Raw genomic sequence first — 14,997 nt, forward strand, 5'->3', positions numbered from 1 at the left:
CATCATGGAATGCAGAACACGTTGCTAGGCTCGTTCACCACCACCTTGCGGCTGGCGTCATACAGCAGCACTTGCGGCTCCATCACCGGCGCACGCGCCTCCAGGCGATAGCGCTCGCCAGCCTTGAAGTCATCAAAGCGCACGGTCAGGTAGCAGGTACGGTCCCTGGGTTCGGACATGATGCCGCCCGAGTAGATTTCATAATCGAAGCGCACCACCAACTCGTGCTTGCCCGGCGTTACCTGGAAATAGCGGCCATCATCCAGGCGCTTGCCGTCGAGGCGGTCGGCCATGATCACTCGGCCGGGGGTCATGGTGTAGAGGTCGACCCAGGCCTGCTTGGGGTCGACGGGCGGCAAGGGGCTGGCGCAAGCCCCCAGTGCACTGAGGGCGATCAGCATCATGGGCTGGCGCATGGCAAAACTCCCACTTGCGATTTACACGTTACAAGCATAGCGCCGATTGTACGCTTCAGGTGCGTTGGCAGCCTGCGGGCAAGCCTTGGCCGACCATTTTTTGCTGGTCGTCGTAAAGCTTGATCCAGGGGCGGAAGCCGATACTGCCCGCGTGCAGCTGATAGCGCTGGCCGGCGCCGAAGTCCTTGAAGGTCAGCTTGACCTGGCAATCGCGCCACAGCGGTTCGCTGACCGGGCCGATATTGCTGGGGGTAACCGGGAACTGGTAGCGCACGGTCAGCTCGTGGCTGCCGGGTTGTACTTCGAAATAGCGGCTGTCGGCCCAGTCACGCTCATCTACCTGCAGGGCGTCCAGCGAGGTGTTGTCGTAGGGCGTGAGGTCGATCCAGGCCTGGTTCGGGTCTGGGTCTGGCAATGTCGAACAGGCGGAAATCATTAACAGTGAGCCGGCGACCAACAATGCACGCATGGCGAAACTCCCCCTTGGCGAGATAGTCTTGGAGCGAATCAGCCTTGAGCGAGTCAGACAGTCCCGGATGCTTCGACTTTTTCTTATGCAGCGCTCAGGCCCTGGGGCACTCGACCGCGTTTTCACCCGTTTGGTTCCGCTGCTGGCGGCGCTTCTGCTGAACGGTTGCACCAGCGCGGCCTACTACGGGCAGTTGGCAGAGGGGCAGTGGCAACTGCTGCGTGCGCGCCAGCCAGTGGAGCAGGTGGTGGCTGACCCTACTACCCCCGCGCCATTGCGCGCGCACTTGCAACAGGCCGAACGGGCGCGGGTGTTTGCCAGCCAGCAATTGAAACTGCCGGATAACCGCAGCTATCGGGTTTACGCCGACCTTGGCCGCCCTTACGTGGTGTGGAATGTTTTCGCCACGCCCGAGTTGTCGTTGCAACCGGTGACGCACTGTTTTCCGATTGCAGGGTGTGTGGCGTACCGCGGCTACTACCAGCAAGGCGCGGCGCGCGGCGCGGCGGCGCTGATGCGCCAGGACGGCCTGGATGTGTACGTGGGGGGTGTGGAAGCTTATTCGACCCTGGGCTGGTTCGATGACCCGATCCTGTCCTCGATGGTGGGCTGGGGCGATGAGCGCTTGGCGACGTTGATTTTCCATGAGCTGGCCCACCAGCGCTTTTATGTGCAGGACGACACCGAATTCAACGAGTCGTTTGCCTCGTTCGTCGAGCAGGAAGGCACGCGGCAATGGCGTGCGGCGCGTGGGTTGGCTGCCGGTGGCGAGGCGCAGGGGCAGCAGCGTGACCAGTTCATTCGGCTGGTGCTGGCCAGTCGTGGGCGGTTGCAGGCGATTTATGCCGGGCCTTTGGACGATGCGCACAAGCGGCTGGCCAAACGGGCGGAGTTCGATCGGCTGAGGCAGGAGTATCGGCGGTTGCGAGATGGCCAATGGGGCGGGGACAAGCGCTATGACGCCTGGGTGTATGGGCCGATGAACAATGCCAAGTTGTTACCGTTCGGGCTTTATGACCAGTGGGTGCCGGCGTTTACGGCGGTGTTTCGTGAGGTTGGCGGAGATTGGGCCAGGTTTTACCAGCGGGTCGAGCAACTGGGGCGGTTGCCGATTGATGAACGGAAGGCCGCATTGCAGGGGTTGATGGTTAGCCAGTGAGATTTTGGGGCCGCTTTGCGGCCCCAGTGGCCCTTAACCCTTGCTGAAAGCCTGATGCAGCTCGGCTACCGTAGCGAAATGGAAAGCGGGCTCCTCCGCCATCAACTCTTCCTGGCTACCAAACCCATACCCCACCGCCACTGCCTGCAAGCCATTGCTGCGCGCGCCAATCAGGTCATGCTTGCGGTCACCGATCATCAGCGTCTGCGCCGGGTCCAGCCCTTCTTCATCGAGCAGGTGGCGAATCAGCTCGACCTTGTTGGTGCGCGTGCCGTCCAGCTCGCTGCCGTAGATCACCTTGAAGTGGTGGTCGAAGGCGAAGTGCCGGGCGATTTCCCGGGCAAATTCCCAAGGTTTGGAGGTGGCGATGTACAGCGTACGGCCCTGCCCGTTCAGGGTTTCAAGCAACGCCGGCACGCCTTCGAACACCAGGTTTTCGTACAACCCGGTTACGCGAAAGCGCTCCCGGTAGAAATTCACCGCATCCCAGGCCTTGGCTTCGTCGAAGCTGTAGAACTGCATGAAAGCCTGAAGCAGGGGCGGGCCGATGAAGTGCTCGAGGCGGGCCAGGTCCGGTTCGTCGATACCCAGCTTGGCCAGGGCGTACTGGATCGAGCGGGTGATGCCCAGGCGCGGGTCGGTCAGGGTGCCGTCGAGGTCGAAGAGGATATTTTGCTGATGCATGTTCGTCTCGGTAGTCGGGTTCATTCCGGTTGGTCGTAGCCTTCGGCCAGGTGCTGGTCCTTGAGCTTCACGTAGTTGCCGGCGCTGTAGGAGAAGAATGCGCGCTCCTTGTCGTTCAGCAGCCGGGCCTGTTTCACCGGGCTGCCCATGTACAGATAGCCGCTGACCAGGCGCTTGCCTGGCGGGACCAGGCTGCCGGCGCCGATGATCACTTCGTCCTCGACGATGGCGCCGTCCATGATGGTGCTGCCCATGCCGACCAGGATGCGGTTGCCCAGGGTACAGCCATGCAACATCACCTTGTGGCCGATGGTCACTTCGTCGCCGATGATCAGCGGGAAGCCGTCCGGGTTGAACGGGCCGGCGTGGGTGATATGCAGCACACTGCCATCCTGCACGCTGGTGCGCGCGCCGATGCGGATGCGGTGCATGTCGCCGCGTACCACGGTCAACGGCCAGACCGAGCTGTCTTCACCGATCTCCACGTCGCCCAGCACCACCGCCGAACGGTCGACGAAGGCCCTGGGCCCCACTTTCGGAGTGTGTTGCTGGAAGTTGCGAATGGCCATGATAGCGTCTCTCATCTGTGCCGATAGGCAGGCTGCCTGCTGCGGTCGGCGTCGATTGTAATTAAGATGGGGCAGTGTTTCTTCTGCCAAGGTATCCAAACCGTGACTGCGAACAACCCGCTTCTGCAATCCCACGATCTGCCGCCCTTCTCGCAAATTCGTGCCGAACACGTGTTGCCGGCGATCGAAGCGATCCTGGCCGACAACCGTAAAGCCATTGCCGAGATCCTCGAAAAGCAGGGCAAGAACCCCACCTGGGCCGGCCTGGTGCTGGCCATGGACGAACTGAACGACCGCCTGGGCGCCGCCTGGAGCCCGGTCAGCCACCTTAACGCGGTGTGCAACAGCGCGGAGCTGCGCGAGGCCTACGAGTCATGCCTGCCGGCGTTGAGCGCCTACTCTACCGAACTGGGCCAGAACCGTGCGCTGTTCGAAGCCTACCAGGCACTGATCGACAGCCCGGAAGCCGCCGGCTTCGACGTGGCGCAAAAGACTATCCTCGAGCATGCCCTGCGTGACTTCCGCCTGTCGGGTATCGACCTGCCGGCGGACAAGCAGCAGCGCTACGCCGAAGTGCAGAGCAAACTCAGCGAGCTGGGCAGCCGCTTCTCCAACCAGCTGCTCGATGCCACCCAGGCCTGGACCAAGCACGTTACCGATGAAGCCGCACTGGCCGGCCTGACCGACTCGGCCAAGGCGCAGATGGCCGCCGCTGCCCAAGCCAAGGGCCTCGACGGCTGGCTGATCACGTTGGAGTTCCCCAGCTACTACGCGGTGATGACCTACGCCAGCGACCGCGCCCTGCGCGAAGAGCTATACGCCGCTTACTGCACCCGCGCCTCGGACCAGGGCCCGAATGCCGGCCAGTTCGACAACGGTCCGGTGATGGGCGAAATCCTCGATCTGCGTCAGGAACTGGCCGAGCTGCTTGGCTACAAGAACTACGCCGAGCTGAGCCTGGCCACCAAGATGGCCGAGTCCAGCGACCAGGTGCTGAGCTTCCTGCGAGACCTGGCCAAGCGCTCCAAGCCGTTCGCCGCCCAGGACCTGCAACAGCTCAAGGCCTACGCCGCCGAACAAGGCTGCCCTGAACTGGCCAGCTGGGACACTGGCTACTTTGGCGAGAAGCTGCGCGAGCAGCGCTACAGCGTGTCGCAGGAAGCCCTGCGTGCCTATTTCCCGATCGACAAGGTGCTGGGCGGTCTGTTCAGCATCGTGCAGCGCCTGTACGGCATCGAAATCGCCGAACTCAAGGGCTTCGACAGCTGGCACCCAGACGTACGCTTGTTCGAGATCAAGGAAAACGGCCAGCACGTCGGCCGCTTCTTCTTCGACCTGTACGCCCGCGCCAACAAGCGTGGTGGCGCCTGGATGGATGGCGCCCGTGACCGTCGCCGCACGGCCGGCGGCCAGCTGCAGAGCCCGGTGGCCAACCTGGTGTGCAACTTCACCCCGGCTGCACCCGGCAAGCCGGCGCTGCTGACCCACGATGAAGTAACCACCCTGTTCCACGAGTTCGGCCACGGCCTGCACCACATGTTGACCCGCATCGAACACGCCGGGGTTTCCGGCATCAATGGCGTGGCCTGGGATGCGGTCGAACTGCCGAGCCAGTTCATGGAAAACTGGTGCTGGGAGCCGGAAGGCCTGGCACTGATCTCCGGGCACTACGAAACGGGTGCTGCCCTGCCCCAGGACCTGCTGGACAAGATGCTGGCGGCTAAAAACTTCCAGTCGGGCATGATGATGGTGCGCCAGCTGGAGTTTTCGCTGTTCGACTTCGAACTGCACGCCAGCCATGGCGACGGTCGCAGCGTGCTGCAGGTGCTCGAAGGCGTGCGCGACGAGGTATCGGTCATGCGCCCACCGGCGTATAACCGCTTCCCCAACAGCTTTGCGCATATTTTTGCGGGCGGTTACGCAGCGGGCTACTACAGCTACAAGTGGGCTGAAGTGCTGTCGGCCGACGCTTTCTCGCGTTTCGAAGAAGAAGGTGTTCTCAATGCCGAGACTGGCCGCGCCTTCCGCGAGGCGATCCTGGCCCGTGGTGGGTCGCGCGAGCCGATGGAGCTGTTCGTCGACTTCCGTGGCCGTGAGCCTTCCATCGATGCATTGCTGCGCCACAGTGGCCTCACCGAGGACGCTGCGGCATGAGTGAGGTTGCTGTGAACAAGACCAAGAAACGCTTTATTGCCGGGGCGGTATGCCCGGCATGCAGCGAGCCCGACAAGCTGATGATGTGGAATGAAGACGGCGTGCCGCACCGTGAGTGTGTGGCTTGCGGCTTTACCGACACCCTCAACGAACAGGGCCTGTCGGTGCCCAAGGAACTCGGCACGCGGGTCAACAACCTGGCACCCAAAGCCGCGCCGACCAAGGTGCAGACGGTGCAGTTCTTCCCTAATCCGAAGCTGAAGAAACCGACAGAGTAAGTACTGGCTGTCGGATCAGAGGCGCTGGTGGATTCAAGGCAGGTACGATACTGTATGTAAATACAGTATAGGGGTTGGCCATGAATCCTCCAGCACCACTAAAGGGCCGTGGCACGGCACACAATCCGCACAATCGTTTTGCCCCCAGCCATTCGCTGGTAGAGGACGACGGCTGGTATCAGGAAGTGCCGCAGACCCAAGGCACCGAGGTGCGTAGCGAAACGGCGAAATCGGTCATCACCCGCAACACCTCGCCCGACCTGCCCTTCGACCGCTCCATCAACCCTTACCGCGGCTGCGAGCATGGCTGCATCTACTGCTATGCCCGCCCCTCCCATGCCTATTGGGACCTCTCCCCCGGCTTGGACTTCGAAACCAAGCTGATCGCCAAGACCAATGCCGCCGAAGTGCTCGCGCAACAGCTGAGCAAACCGGGTTACGTGTGCGCGCCAATCAATCTGGGTTCCAATACCGACCCGTACCAGCCGATCGAGCGGGAACAGATGCTGACCCGGCGTCTGCTGGAAGTGTTGCTGCGTTTTCGTCACCCGGTGACCATCGTGACCAAGGGCTCGCTGGTGTTGCGTGACCTCGATCTGCTGGCAGAGATGGCCCGCCAGCGCCTGGCACGGGTAATGATCAGCCTGACCACACTGGACGACGATCTCAAGCGGGTGCTGGAACCGCGGGCGGCGTCACCCAATGCCCGGTTGAGGGCCATCCGCGTGTTGCGCGAGGCGGGTGTGCCGGTAGGTGTGTTGTGTTCGCCGATGATTCCGATGATCAACGACAGTGAGCTGGAGCGCTTGCTGGAGGCTGCCAAGGACGCTGGCGCACAGAGTGCGGCCTACATGATGTTGCGCCTGCCGCTGGAAGTGGCGCCGTTGTTCGAGCAATGGCTGCAGGACCATTACCCGCAGCGGGCGGCGCATGTATTGAGCCTGATCCGCCAGAGCCGGGGTGGCGAGCTGTATGACAGCCGGTTTGGCACGCGCATGCGTGGCGAGGGTGTGTTTGCCGAGCTGCTGGGGCAGCGTTTTGCCAAGGCCATGAAGCGGCTGGAATTCGAAGGCCGGGAAGCGCAGGGGCTGGATTGCTCGGCCTTCTGTCCGCCGGGTGGGCAGATGGCCCTGTTCTGAAACCCAAGGGCACAATGCCAGCCCAGAATTTAACTAATCCCAGTTAATAAATGCGCTAATGCATCTTGGCAATTGATGTTTTTTTGCTATTATCCAAGTCCCGCCTTTTCTATCTGGAACACCCGTTCTAGAGCCTTCGAATTAAGTTTCAGTTAAGTTTTCCCCGCTAGCGTAGGAAATCAGTCCACACCGACTGTGATCTATGGCCTGTGCGTGTCATCTAAATCCCTGCATAGCCAGAATCTTTCACCGGTAAAATGGATTTACCTACACACCGTCAAGAGGATGAATCATGCCCGTCAAGGACCCATCCAAGGTCGTACCGCAGGTCCCCGCGGAAAGCGCCGATGCTGCCCTGAAGCACATCGTCGACGGCTTCCTGCGCTTTCACCATGATGTCTTCCCTGATCAGCAAGAGCTGTTCAAGAAGCTTGCCACCGCGCAAACACCGCGCGCCATGTTCATTACCTGTGCAGACTCGCGCATTGTCCCCGAGCTGATCACCCAGAGCTCGCCAGGCGACCTGTTCGTGACCCGTAACGTGGGCAACGTGGTACCGCCTTATGGCCAGATGAATGGCGGTGTTTCCAGCGCGATCGAGTACGCCGTACTTGCGCTGAAAGTGCACCACATCATCATTTGCGGTCACTCCGACTGTGGCGCCATGCGTGCTGTACTCAACCCGCACTCGCTGGACAAGATGCCGACAGTCGGGGCCTGGTTGCGCCATGCCGAAGTGGCTCGCACCGTGGTCGAGAACAACTGCTCGTGCGGCAGTGAACACGAAACGATGCAGGTGCTGACCAAGGAAAACGTCATCGCCCAGCTGCACCACCTGCGTACCCACCCTTCGGTGGCCTCGCGTCTGGCCGCTGGCCAGCTGTACATTCATGGCTGGGTCTACGACATTGAGACCAGCAGGATCGAAGCCTATGACGCCGCCAGCGACAGCTTCCTGCCCCTGGCCGCCGGCGAGCCGGTCCCCTGCGCCACTCCGAGAGGCCGCTACTAAGCGACCCATCCACCGCTAGAACCTTGATAGCCGGCTGCATCCTGTAGGGGTGTGGCGCGGCCTTCGGCTGCCTTGAAATCCCTGACTGCCCTGCCGGCAAACCCGCTGGCGGCCCGCGCCTGCGCGCTCGTCAGGGGCAAACGTGCCCACGGCCAGAGGAATGGCCGTGCGACTAGAGAAAGGAGAAACACGGTGAACATTACACAGTTGAAAGCGGCCCTGCCGCGTGAGTTGCTGGCGTCGGTGGTGGTCTTCCTGGTGGCGCTGCCATTGTGCATGGGCATTGCGATCGCCTCGGGTATGCCGCCGGCCAAAGGCCTGATTACCGGCATTATCGGCGGGATTGTCGTCGGTTTTCTGGCTGGATCACCGCTGCAGGTCAGTGGACCGGCCGCAGGCCTGGCAGTACTGGTGTTCGAGCTGGTGCGCCAACATGGCATGCCCATGCTTGGGCCGATCCTGCTGCTGGCCGGCCTGCTGCAGTTGCTGGCTGGGCGTTTGCGCCTGGGCTGCTGGTTCCGCGTCACCGCGCCGGCGGTGGTGTATGGCATGTTGGCGGGGATTGGGGTGCTGATCGTGCTGTCGCAGGTGCATGTGATGTTCGATACGGCGCCGCAGCCTTCCGGGTTGCAGAACCTGCTGACATTCCCGTCCACCGTTGCCGCAGCCCTGCCACAGGAACGCGCAGGCGCTGGCTGGATGGCCGGTGCGCTGGGCCTCGGCACCATCGCCATCATGTGGGGCTGGGAGCGCCTTCGGCCGCAGCGGCTGCGCTTCGTGCCGGGTGCCTTGCTCGGTGTGGCGAGCATGACCGCCATCAGCCTGTGGCTGGCCTTGCCGGTGAACCGCGTACAAGTGCCGGCAGACCTGTCCGAGGCCATTGACTGGATTCGCCCAGATGACCTGATGCAACTCGCCGACCCTACCCTGCTGGTCGCTGCCTTTGCCCTGGCGTTCATCGCCAGCGCCGAAACCTTGCTGTCGGCCGCAGCGGTTGACCGCATGCACAGTGGCCAGCGTTCGGACTTCGACCGCGAGCTGTCAGCCCAGGGCATCGGCAACATGCTTTGCGGGGCGCTGGGCGCTTTGCCGATGACCGGGGTAATCGTGCGCAGCTCGGCCAACGTGCAGGCGGGGGCGCAGACGCGGGCCTCCGCGATATTCCATGGCCTTTGGCTGTTGGCTTTCGTGGTGGCGCTGAGCAGCGTGCTGCAGCAGATTCCGGTGGCGAGCCTGGCGGGTGTGCTGGTGTACACCGGGGTCAAGCTGGTCGATTTCAAGGCGTTTCGTGGGCTGGGCCGTTATGGCCGCATGCCGATGTTCACCTATGCGGTGACGGCGCTGGCGATCATTTTCACCGACCTGCTGACCGGCGTGATGCTGGGTTTTGCCCTGACCCTGCTGAAGCTGGCGTTCAAGGCGGCGCGGCTGAAGATCAACCTGGTCAGCCTGGAAAAAGCTGGGCATATGGAGCTGCGGCTCAGTGGTGCGGCGACGTTCCTGAAGGTGCCGGCGCTGACCCAGGTGCTGGATACCGTACCGGCGGGCACTACGTTGCACGTGCCGCTGGGTAACCTGAGCTACATCGACCACTCGTGCCTTGAGTTGCTGGAAGACTGGAACCGCAGCAATGGGGCGAATGGGTCGCGGCTGCTGATCGAGCAGCGGCGGTTGAAGCGGCGGATCGAGGGGAGGTTGCGGACTACGGCGGGGATTGGGGCCTGAAGCTGAAAATCTCTGTTGTCTGAACTGGCCTCTTCGCGGGTAAACCCGCTCCCACAGGGTACTGCACAGCATTCAAAGCCTGTGCGGTCCCTGTGGGATCGGGCGTGCCCGCGAAGAGGCCGGTACAGGAGGATCAGGCCGGTTGGCCCAGCTCCACACCCAGCTGTCGCGACAGGCACGGCCAGCGCTTCCACGCCTCGCCAGTTGCAGGGCTGCTCAGCTTCTCGCGATAAGCCTCCACCGATTCCACCGCAAAGCTCTCGTCATCGAGCATTTCGTCAACCGAGTGATGCACCACCTCATCCAGCTGGTTGGCAAAGCTCTCGCCAATCAACTGGTGGGCAATCAGGTTGGCGACGGTGGTGTCGACCGGGATCAGCGGCTGCTGGAAGTGGCGGATGTACAGGTCATTCACTTCCTCCACCAGACGGTGTGCCAGGTAAGCCTCATCCAGCAGGCAGTCCAGGCCTACATGCCCTTGCATCACACTGGGCGGTTGCAGGAAGTAGGCTTCGGCAATTTTCAGTACCGGTTTGATCTGCGATTCGATCCCGGCTTCGCGGGCGACCTCATGCGCGGCCTCCAGCAATTCCGGAACCTGGTCGATGTAGGCGCTGACGAAGCGCGCCAAAGTACCCTGGGCGTCCTGCTCAGGCAGTTGGATCGAGGGGTGCAGGTGGGGCAGTTGCAACTCGAGACGCTGTTTCAATTGGCCGGTCTGGCCTTCATGTTGATGGGCTTGGCTTACCTGCTCGCGTACAGCAGCGATGTTCATGACAACTCCAGGGACATTACGTTTCAAACGGAAGACACTAAATTAGCTCGGTATACAGAATACCTAAGACGTATTTGTTATAAATCCCGCAAACGTGTGCGCTCTCAGGCATATCGAAATGCCATTATTTCGCCACACCCTATCAACCTCGCGGTTTTCAGGCCATTTGCCTATTTCGTGAGGTTCATTTCACAGGCTTCATTGCGTGCCATTGGTCGCTGTCTATACTCCCGTTGAACGTGATTCGTTGATGAGGCCCGACTGCTTTTAGCAGGGGCTCGGTCGTCGAAGCCAGGCAGTCTTGACCGCCGTTCCCTCTTGCCGCAGGCCACGCCTCCGGGACAACAAGAATTAGAAGGGGAACCCGCAATGATGCGACATCCACATGTCTGGATGGGCCTCCTGTTGTGGTCGGTTTTTGGTCAGGCCAACGCCGCCTGGACCGTGAACATGCACCCAGGGGCGACGGAGGTCTCCAACGCCGTCTTCGACCTGCACATGACCATCTTCTGGATCTGCGTGATCATCGGCATCGTGGTGTTTGGCGCGATGTTCTGGTCGATGGTCATCCACCGCCGCTCCACCGGCCAGCAGGCCGCGCATTTCCACGAGCATACCTGGGTGGAAATCCTCTGGACCGTGGTGCCCTTCCTGATCCTGGTGGTCATGGCCATCCCGGCCACCAAGACCCTGATCGACATCTACGACGCCAGCGAGTCGGACATCGACATTCAGGTCACCGGCTACCAGTGGAAGTGGCACTACAAATACCTGGGCCAGGACGTGGAGTTCTTCAGCAACCTGGCCACGCCCGCCGATCAGATTCACAACAAAGCCCCCAAGGACGAGCATTACCTGCTTGAAGTCGATCAGCCGCTGGTGCTGCCGGTGGGTGCCAAGGTGCGTTTCCTGGTGACCGCTGCCGACGTCATTCACTCCTGGTGGGTGCCGGCCTTCGCGGTCAAGCGCGACGCCATCCCCGGCTTCGTCAACGAAGCCTGGACCCGTATCGAGAAGCCCGGCATCTACCGTGGCCAATGCACCGAGCTGTGCGGCAAGGACCACGGCTTCATGCCGGTGGTGGTCGAGGTCAAGTCCAAGGCCGATTACGACACCTGGCTAGGCGAGCGCAAGGCCGAAGCCGCCAAGCTCAAGGAGCTGACCAGCAAGGAATGGACCCTGGAAGAGCTGGTGGAACGTGGCGACAAGATCTACCACACCACCTGCGTGGCGTGTCACCAGGCTGAAGGCCAAGGCCTGCCGCCGATGTTCCCGGCACTCAAGGGCTCGAAGATCGCCACCGGGCCGAAGGAAGGCCACTTGAGCATTGTCTTCCACGGCAAGCCCGGCACGGCCATGGCGGCCTTCGGCAAGCAGCTGTCGGAAGTCGACATCGCCGCTGTGGTCACCTACGAGCGCAATGCCTGGGGCAACAACAAAGGCGACATGGTCACGCCGAAGGACGTGCTGGCGCTGAAGCAGGCAGAAGCCAAGTGAACCGGGTTACTCGCGGCAATCAATGGGTTGCAGGAGACAGGACATGAGTGCAGTGATCGACGACCACGCCCACGGCCATGAGCATGCACACGGCCCGGCCAAGGGCCTGATGCGCTGGGTGCTGACCACCAACCACAAGGACATCGGCACCATGTACCTGTGGTTCGCCTTCATGATGTTCCTGCTTGGTGGCTCGTTCGCCATGGTGATCCGCGCCGAGCTGTTCCAGCCGGGCTTGCAGATCGTTGAGCCGGCGTTCTTCAACCAGATGACCACCATGCATGGCCTGATCATGGTGTTCGGTGCAGTGATGCCGGCCTTCGTCGGGCTGGCCAACTGGATGATCCCATTGATGATCGGCGCGCCAGACATGGCCTTGCCGCGGATGAACAACTTCAGCTTCTGGCTGCTGCCGGCGGCCTTCCTGCTGCTGGTCTCGACCCTGTTCAGCCCGGGTGGCGGGCCTAACTTCGGCTGGACGTTCTACGCCCCGCTGTCTACCACCTATGCGCCAGCCAGCGTCACCTTCTTCATCTTCGCCATCCACCTGATGGGTATCAGCTCGATCATGGGGGCGATCAACGTGATCGCCACCATCCTCAACCTGCGTGCCCCAGGCATGACCCTGATGAAAATGCCGCTGTTCGTCTGGACGTGGCTGATTACCGCGTTCCTGCTGATTGCAGTGATGCCGGTACTGGCCGGCGTGGTGACCATGATGCTGATGGACATCCACTTCGGCACCAGCTTCTTCAGTGCCGCCGGTGGCGGTGACCCGGTGCTGTTCCAGCATGTGTTCTGGTTCTTCGGCCACCCTGAGGTGTACATCATGATCCTGCCGGCCTTCGGCGCGGTCAGCTCGATCATCCCGGCGTTTTCGCGCAAGCCGCTGTTCGGCTACACCTCGATGGTATATGCCACCGGCGCCATCGCCTTCCTGTCGTTCATCGTTTGGGCCCACCATATGTTCGTGGTTGGCATCCCGGTGGTCGGCGAGCTGTTCTTCATGTACGCCACCATGCTGATTGCCGTGCCCACCGGGGTGAAGGTGTTCAACTGGGTCAGCACCATGTGGGAAGGCTCGCTCACCTTCGAAACGCCAATGCTGTTCGCCATTGCCTTCGTCATCCTGTTCACCATCGGCGGTTTCTCCGGCCTGATGCTGGCGATTGCCCCGGCGGACTTCCAGTACCACGACACCTACTTCGTGGTGGCGCATTTCCACTACGTGTTGGTGCCAGGGGCAATTTTCGGCATCTTTGCATCGGCCTACTACTGGCTGCCGAAATGGACCGGCCACATGTACGACGAAACCCTCGGCAAGCTGCACTTCTGGCTGTCGTTCATCGGCATGAACATGGCCTTCTTCCCCATGCACTTCGTGGGGCTGGCCGGCATGCCGCGACGCATCCCGGACTACAACCTGCAGTTCGCCGACTTCAACATGGTGTCGTCGATCGGCGCCTTCATGTTTGGCGCCACGCAGATCTTCTTCCTGTTCATTGTCATCAAGTGCATACGTGGGGGCGCGCCGGCGCCTGCCAAGCCTTGGGATGGCGCTGAGGGCCTGGAATGGTCGATTCCTTCGCCTGCGCCCTACCACACCTTCCAGACACCCCCGGAAGTGAAATAGGAAATCAGCCATGAACGGCCTGTCGCTGAAACGCCTGGTAACGCGCCTGCTGATGCTGACGGTGGTGATGTTCGCCTTCGGTTTCGCCCTGGTGCCGATCTACGACGTGATGTGCAAGGCCTTTGGCATCAACGGCAAAACGGGTGGCCAGTACGAAGGTAGCCAGGTCAGCGACCCGACGCGTTCGGTGCGGGTGCAGTTCATGTCGACCAACGCCAGCGACATGGTCTGGGACTTCTATTCCACGGCCGATCAGCTGGAGGTGAACCCAGGGGCGGTGAACCAGATGATCTTCGTCGCGCATAACCCGACCGATCGGCCGATGAGCGCGCAGGCCATACCCAGTATCACCCCGGCCGAGGCCGCGGCGTACTTCCACAAGACCGAGTGCTTCTGCTTTACCCAGCAGGTGCTGCAGCCCGGCGAACGCATAGAGATGCCGGTGCGCTTCATCGTCGACCGCGATCTGCCGGCCAGCGTGAAGCACCTGACACTGGCCTACACCTTGTTCGACATCACCGCTCGCCACCCGCCGGTCGCGCATGTTGCGGCCCAGGACGTCCAGGGCGCCCGTTAAGGGAAGGAGAACAGCAATGGCAAGTCATGAGCACTACTACGTCCCGGCGCAGAGCAAGTGGCCGATCATCGCCACCATCGGCATGTTCATCACGGTGTTCGGTCTGGGAACCTGGTTCAACGACATGAAGGCCGGCCACCCGGACTCGCATGGGCCGCTGATCTTCTTCATCGGCGCGTTGTTCCTGGCCTACATGTTGTTCGGTTGGTTTGGGGCCGTGGTCAAAGAGAGCCGCGCCGGGTTGTACAGCCCGCAGCTGGACCGCTCGTTTCGCTGGGGCATGAGCTGGTTCATCTTCTCCGAGGTGATGTTCTTCCTGGCCTTCTTCGGTGCGCTGTTCTACGTGCGGGTGTTGGCAGGGCCATGGCTGGGCGGCGAAGGGGCCAAAGGTGTCGCGCACATGCTGTGGCCGACCTTCGAATTCACCTGGCCGCTGCTGCACACACCCGACCCGAAACTGTTCCCGCCGCCCAAGGAGGTGATCGACCCGTGGCACTTGCCACTGATCAACACCATCTTGCTGGTCAGTTCCAGTGTGACCATCACCCTTGCCCACCACGCCTTGCGCCGTGACCACCGTGGGCCGCTGAAATTCTGGATGGCGCTGACCATCGTGCTGGGTATCAGCTTCATCGCCTTGCAGGCCTTTGAATACCACGAGGCCTATACCAAGCTGGGGCTGACGCTGGGCTCGGGGATTTATGGCGCGACGTTCTTCATGCTCACCGGGTTTCACGGCGCCCACGTGACCTTGGGCACGATCATCCTGATCGTGATGTTCGTGCGTATTTTGCGTGGGCACTTCAACCCGGAGAAACACTTCGGCTTCGAAGCGGCCAGCTGGTACTGGCACTTCGTCGATGTGGTGTGGGTGGGGTTGTTCATATTCGTATACGTGCTTTGAAGGGAA

Annotated in this window: 15 protein-coding genes; 10 read left to right on the top strand and 5 right to left on the bottom strand. The window is 61.6% G+C overall.

Translation table 11 applies throughout. The features are described from left to right. Nucleotides 1-2: 2 nt before the first annotated feature. Together ACNQP3_RS00230 and ACNQP3_RS00235 are read right to left on the bottom strand one after the other, a co-directional pair. Nucleotides 3-416, bottom strand: coding sequence for a hypothetical protein (locus ACNQP3_RS00230; protein WP_012269897.1), 414 nt, complete (start codon nt 414-416; stop codon nt 3-5). A gap of 55 nt (nt 417-471) precedes the next feature. Continuing rightward, nucleotides 472-885, bottom strand: a complete 414-nt coding sequence (locus ACNQP3_RS00235; protein ID WP_012269898.1) for a hypothetical protein — start codon at nt 883-885, stop codon at nt 472-474. An 85-nt stretch (nt 886-970) separates the two neighbouring features. Here ACNQP3_RS00235 and ACNQP3_RS00240 point away from each other — a divergent pair, with 85 nt between their 5' ends. Further along, entirely contained in the window at nt 971-2,044 is a 1,074-nt protein-coding gene (locus tag ACNQP3_RS00240; RefSeq protein ID WP_060494172.1) for an aminopeptidase, read from the top strand. A 33-nt stretch (nt 2,045-2,077) separates the two neighbouring features. Here ACNQP3_RS00240 and ACNQP3_RS00245 read toward each other — a convergent pair whose 3' ends face one another. After that, on the bottom strand, nt 2,078-2,728 hold the full coding sequence (locus tag ACNQP3_RS00245) for an HAD family hydrolase (RefSeq protein ID WP_041166626.1): 651 nt from the start codon (nt 2,726-2,728) through the stop codon (nt 2,078-2,080). 20 nt (nt 2,729-2,748) lie between these two features. Next, complete coding sequence (locus tag ACNQP3_RS00250; RefSeq protein WP_012269901.1) at nt 2,749-3,297, bottom strand: gamma carbonic anhydrase family protein; 549 nt, start codon at nt 3,295-3,297, stop codon at nt 2,749-2,751. A gap of 66 nt (nt 3,298-3,363) precedes the next feature. On the opposite strand from ACNQP3_RS00250, the gene prlC reads away from it, so the two are divergent. The 5 genes from prlC (at nt 3,364) to ACNQP3_RS00275 (ending at nt 9,605) form a co-directional block, all read left to right on the top strand. Beyond that, a complete protein-coding gene (gene prlC, locus ACNQP3_RS00255; protein ID WP_012269902.1) occupies nt 3,364-5,451 on the top strand; it encodes an oligopeptidase A in 2,088 nt (695 codons plus the stop codon). Continuing rightward, nucleotides 5,448-5,729, top strand: coding sequence for a YheV family putative zinc ribbon protein (locus ACNQP3_RS00260; protein ID WP_060494171.1), 282 nt, complete (start codon nt 5,448-5,450; stop codon nt 5,727-5,729). Before prlC ends, ACNQP3_RS00260 begins: the two co-directional genes overlap by 4 nt. 80 nt (nt 5,730-5,809) lie before the next feature. Continuing rightward, nucleotides 5,810-6,868: a PA0069 family radical SAM protein gene (locus tag ACNQP3_RS00265; RefSeq protein ID WP_012269904.1), complete on the top strand. Its 1,059-nt coding sequence runs from the start codon at nt 5,810-5,812 to the stop codon at nt 6,866-6,868. Between the two features lie 292 nt (nt 6,869-7,160). Further along, on the top strand, nt 7,161-7,880 hold the full coding sequence (locus tag ACNQP3_RS00270; protein WP_012269905.1) for a carbonic anhydrase: 720 nt from the start codon (nt 7,161-7,163) through the stop codon (nt 7,878-7,880). Nucleotides 7,881-8,072: 192 nt separating this feature from the next. Then, on the top strand, nt 8,073-9,605 hold the full coding sequence (locus ACNQP3_RS00275) for a SulP family inorganic anion transporter (RefSeq protein ID WP_060494170.1): 1,533 nt from the start codon (nt 8,073-8,075) through the stop codon (nt 9,603-9,605). Between the two features lie 133 nt (nt 9,606-9,738). Here ACNQP3_RS00275 and ACNQP3_RS00280 read toward each other — a convergent pair whose 3' ends face one another. Next, nucleotides 9,739-10,380, bottom strand: coding sequence for a hypothetical protein (locus ACNQP3_RS00280; RefSeq protein ID WP_012269907.1), 642 nt, complete (start codon nt 10,378-10,380; stop codon nt 9,739-9,741). 369 nt (nt 10,381-10,749) lie between these two features. On the opposite strand from ACNQP3_RS00280, the gene coxB reads away from it, so the two are divergent. From coxB to ACNQP3_RS00300, 4 genes are read left to right on the top strand one after another with little or no spacing between them, the layout of a single operon-like run. Then, nucleotides 10,750-11,877, top strand: a complete 1,128-nt coding sequence (coxB, locus tag ACNQP3_RS00285) for a cytochrome c oxidase subunit II (RefSeq protein WP_012269908.1) — start codon at nt 10,750-10,752, stop codon at nt 11,875-11,877. A gap of 43 nt (nt 11,878-11,920) precedes the next feature. Next, nucleotides 11,921-13,510 (top strand): cytochrome c oxidase subunit I, encoded by a 1,590-nt coding sequence (gene ctaD / locus ACNQP3_RS00290; protein ID WP_012269909.1) that lies wholly within the window; start codon nt 11,921-11,923, stop codon nt 13,508-13,510. 10 nt (nt 13,511-13,520) lie between these two features. Beyond that, on the top strand, nt 13,521-14,087 hold the full coding sequence (locus ACNQP3_RS00295) for a cytochrome c oxidase assembly protein (RefSeq protein ID WP_012269910.1): 567 nt from the start codon (nt 13,521-13,523) through the stop codon (nt 14,085-14,087). Between the two features lie 16 nt (nt 14,088-14,103). Further along, nucleotides 14,104-14,991, top strand: a complete 888-nt coding sequence (locus ACNQP3_RS00300; RefSeq protein WP_012269911.1) for a cytochrome c oxidase subunit 3 — start codon at nt 14,104-14,106, stop codon at nt 14,989-14,991. Nucleotides 14,992-14,997 lie beyond the last annotated feature (6 nt).

Origin of the sequence: Pseudomonas sp. LFS074 (assembly GCF_047978165.1) — a bacterium.
Classification (GTDB): Bacteria; Pseudomonadota; Gammaproteobacteria; order Pseudomonadales; family Pseudomonadaceae; genus Aquipseudomonas; species Aquipseudomonas putida_P.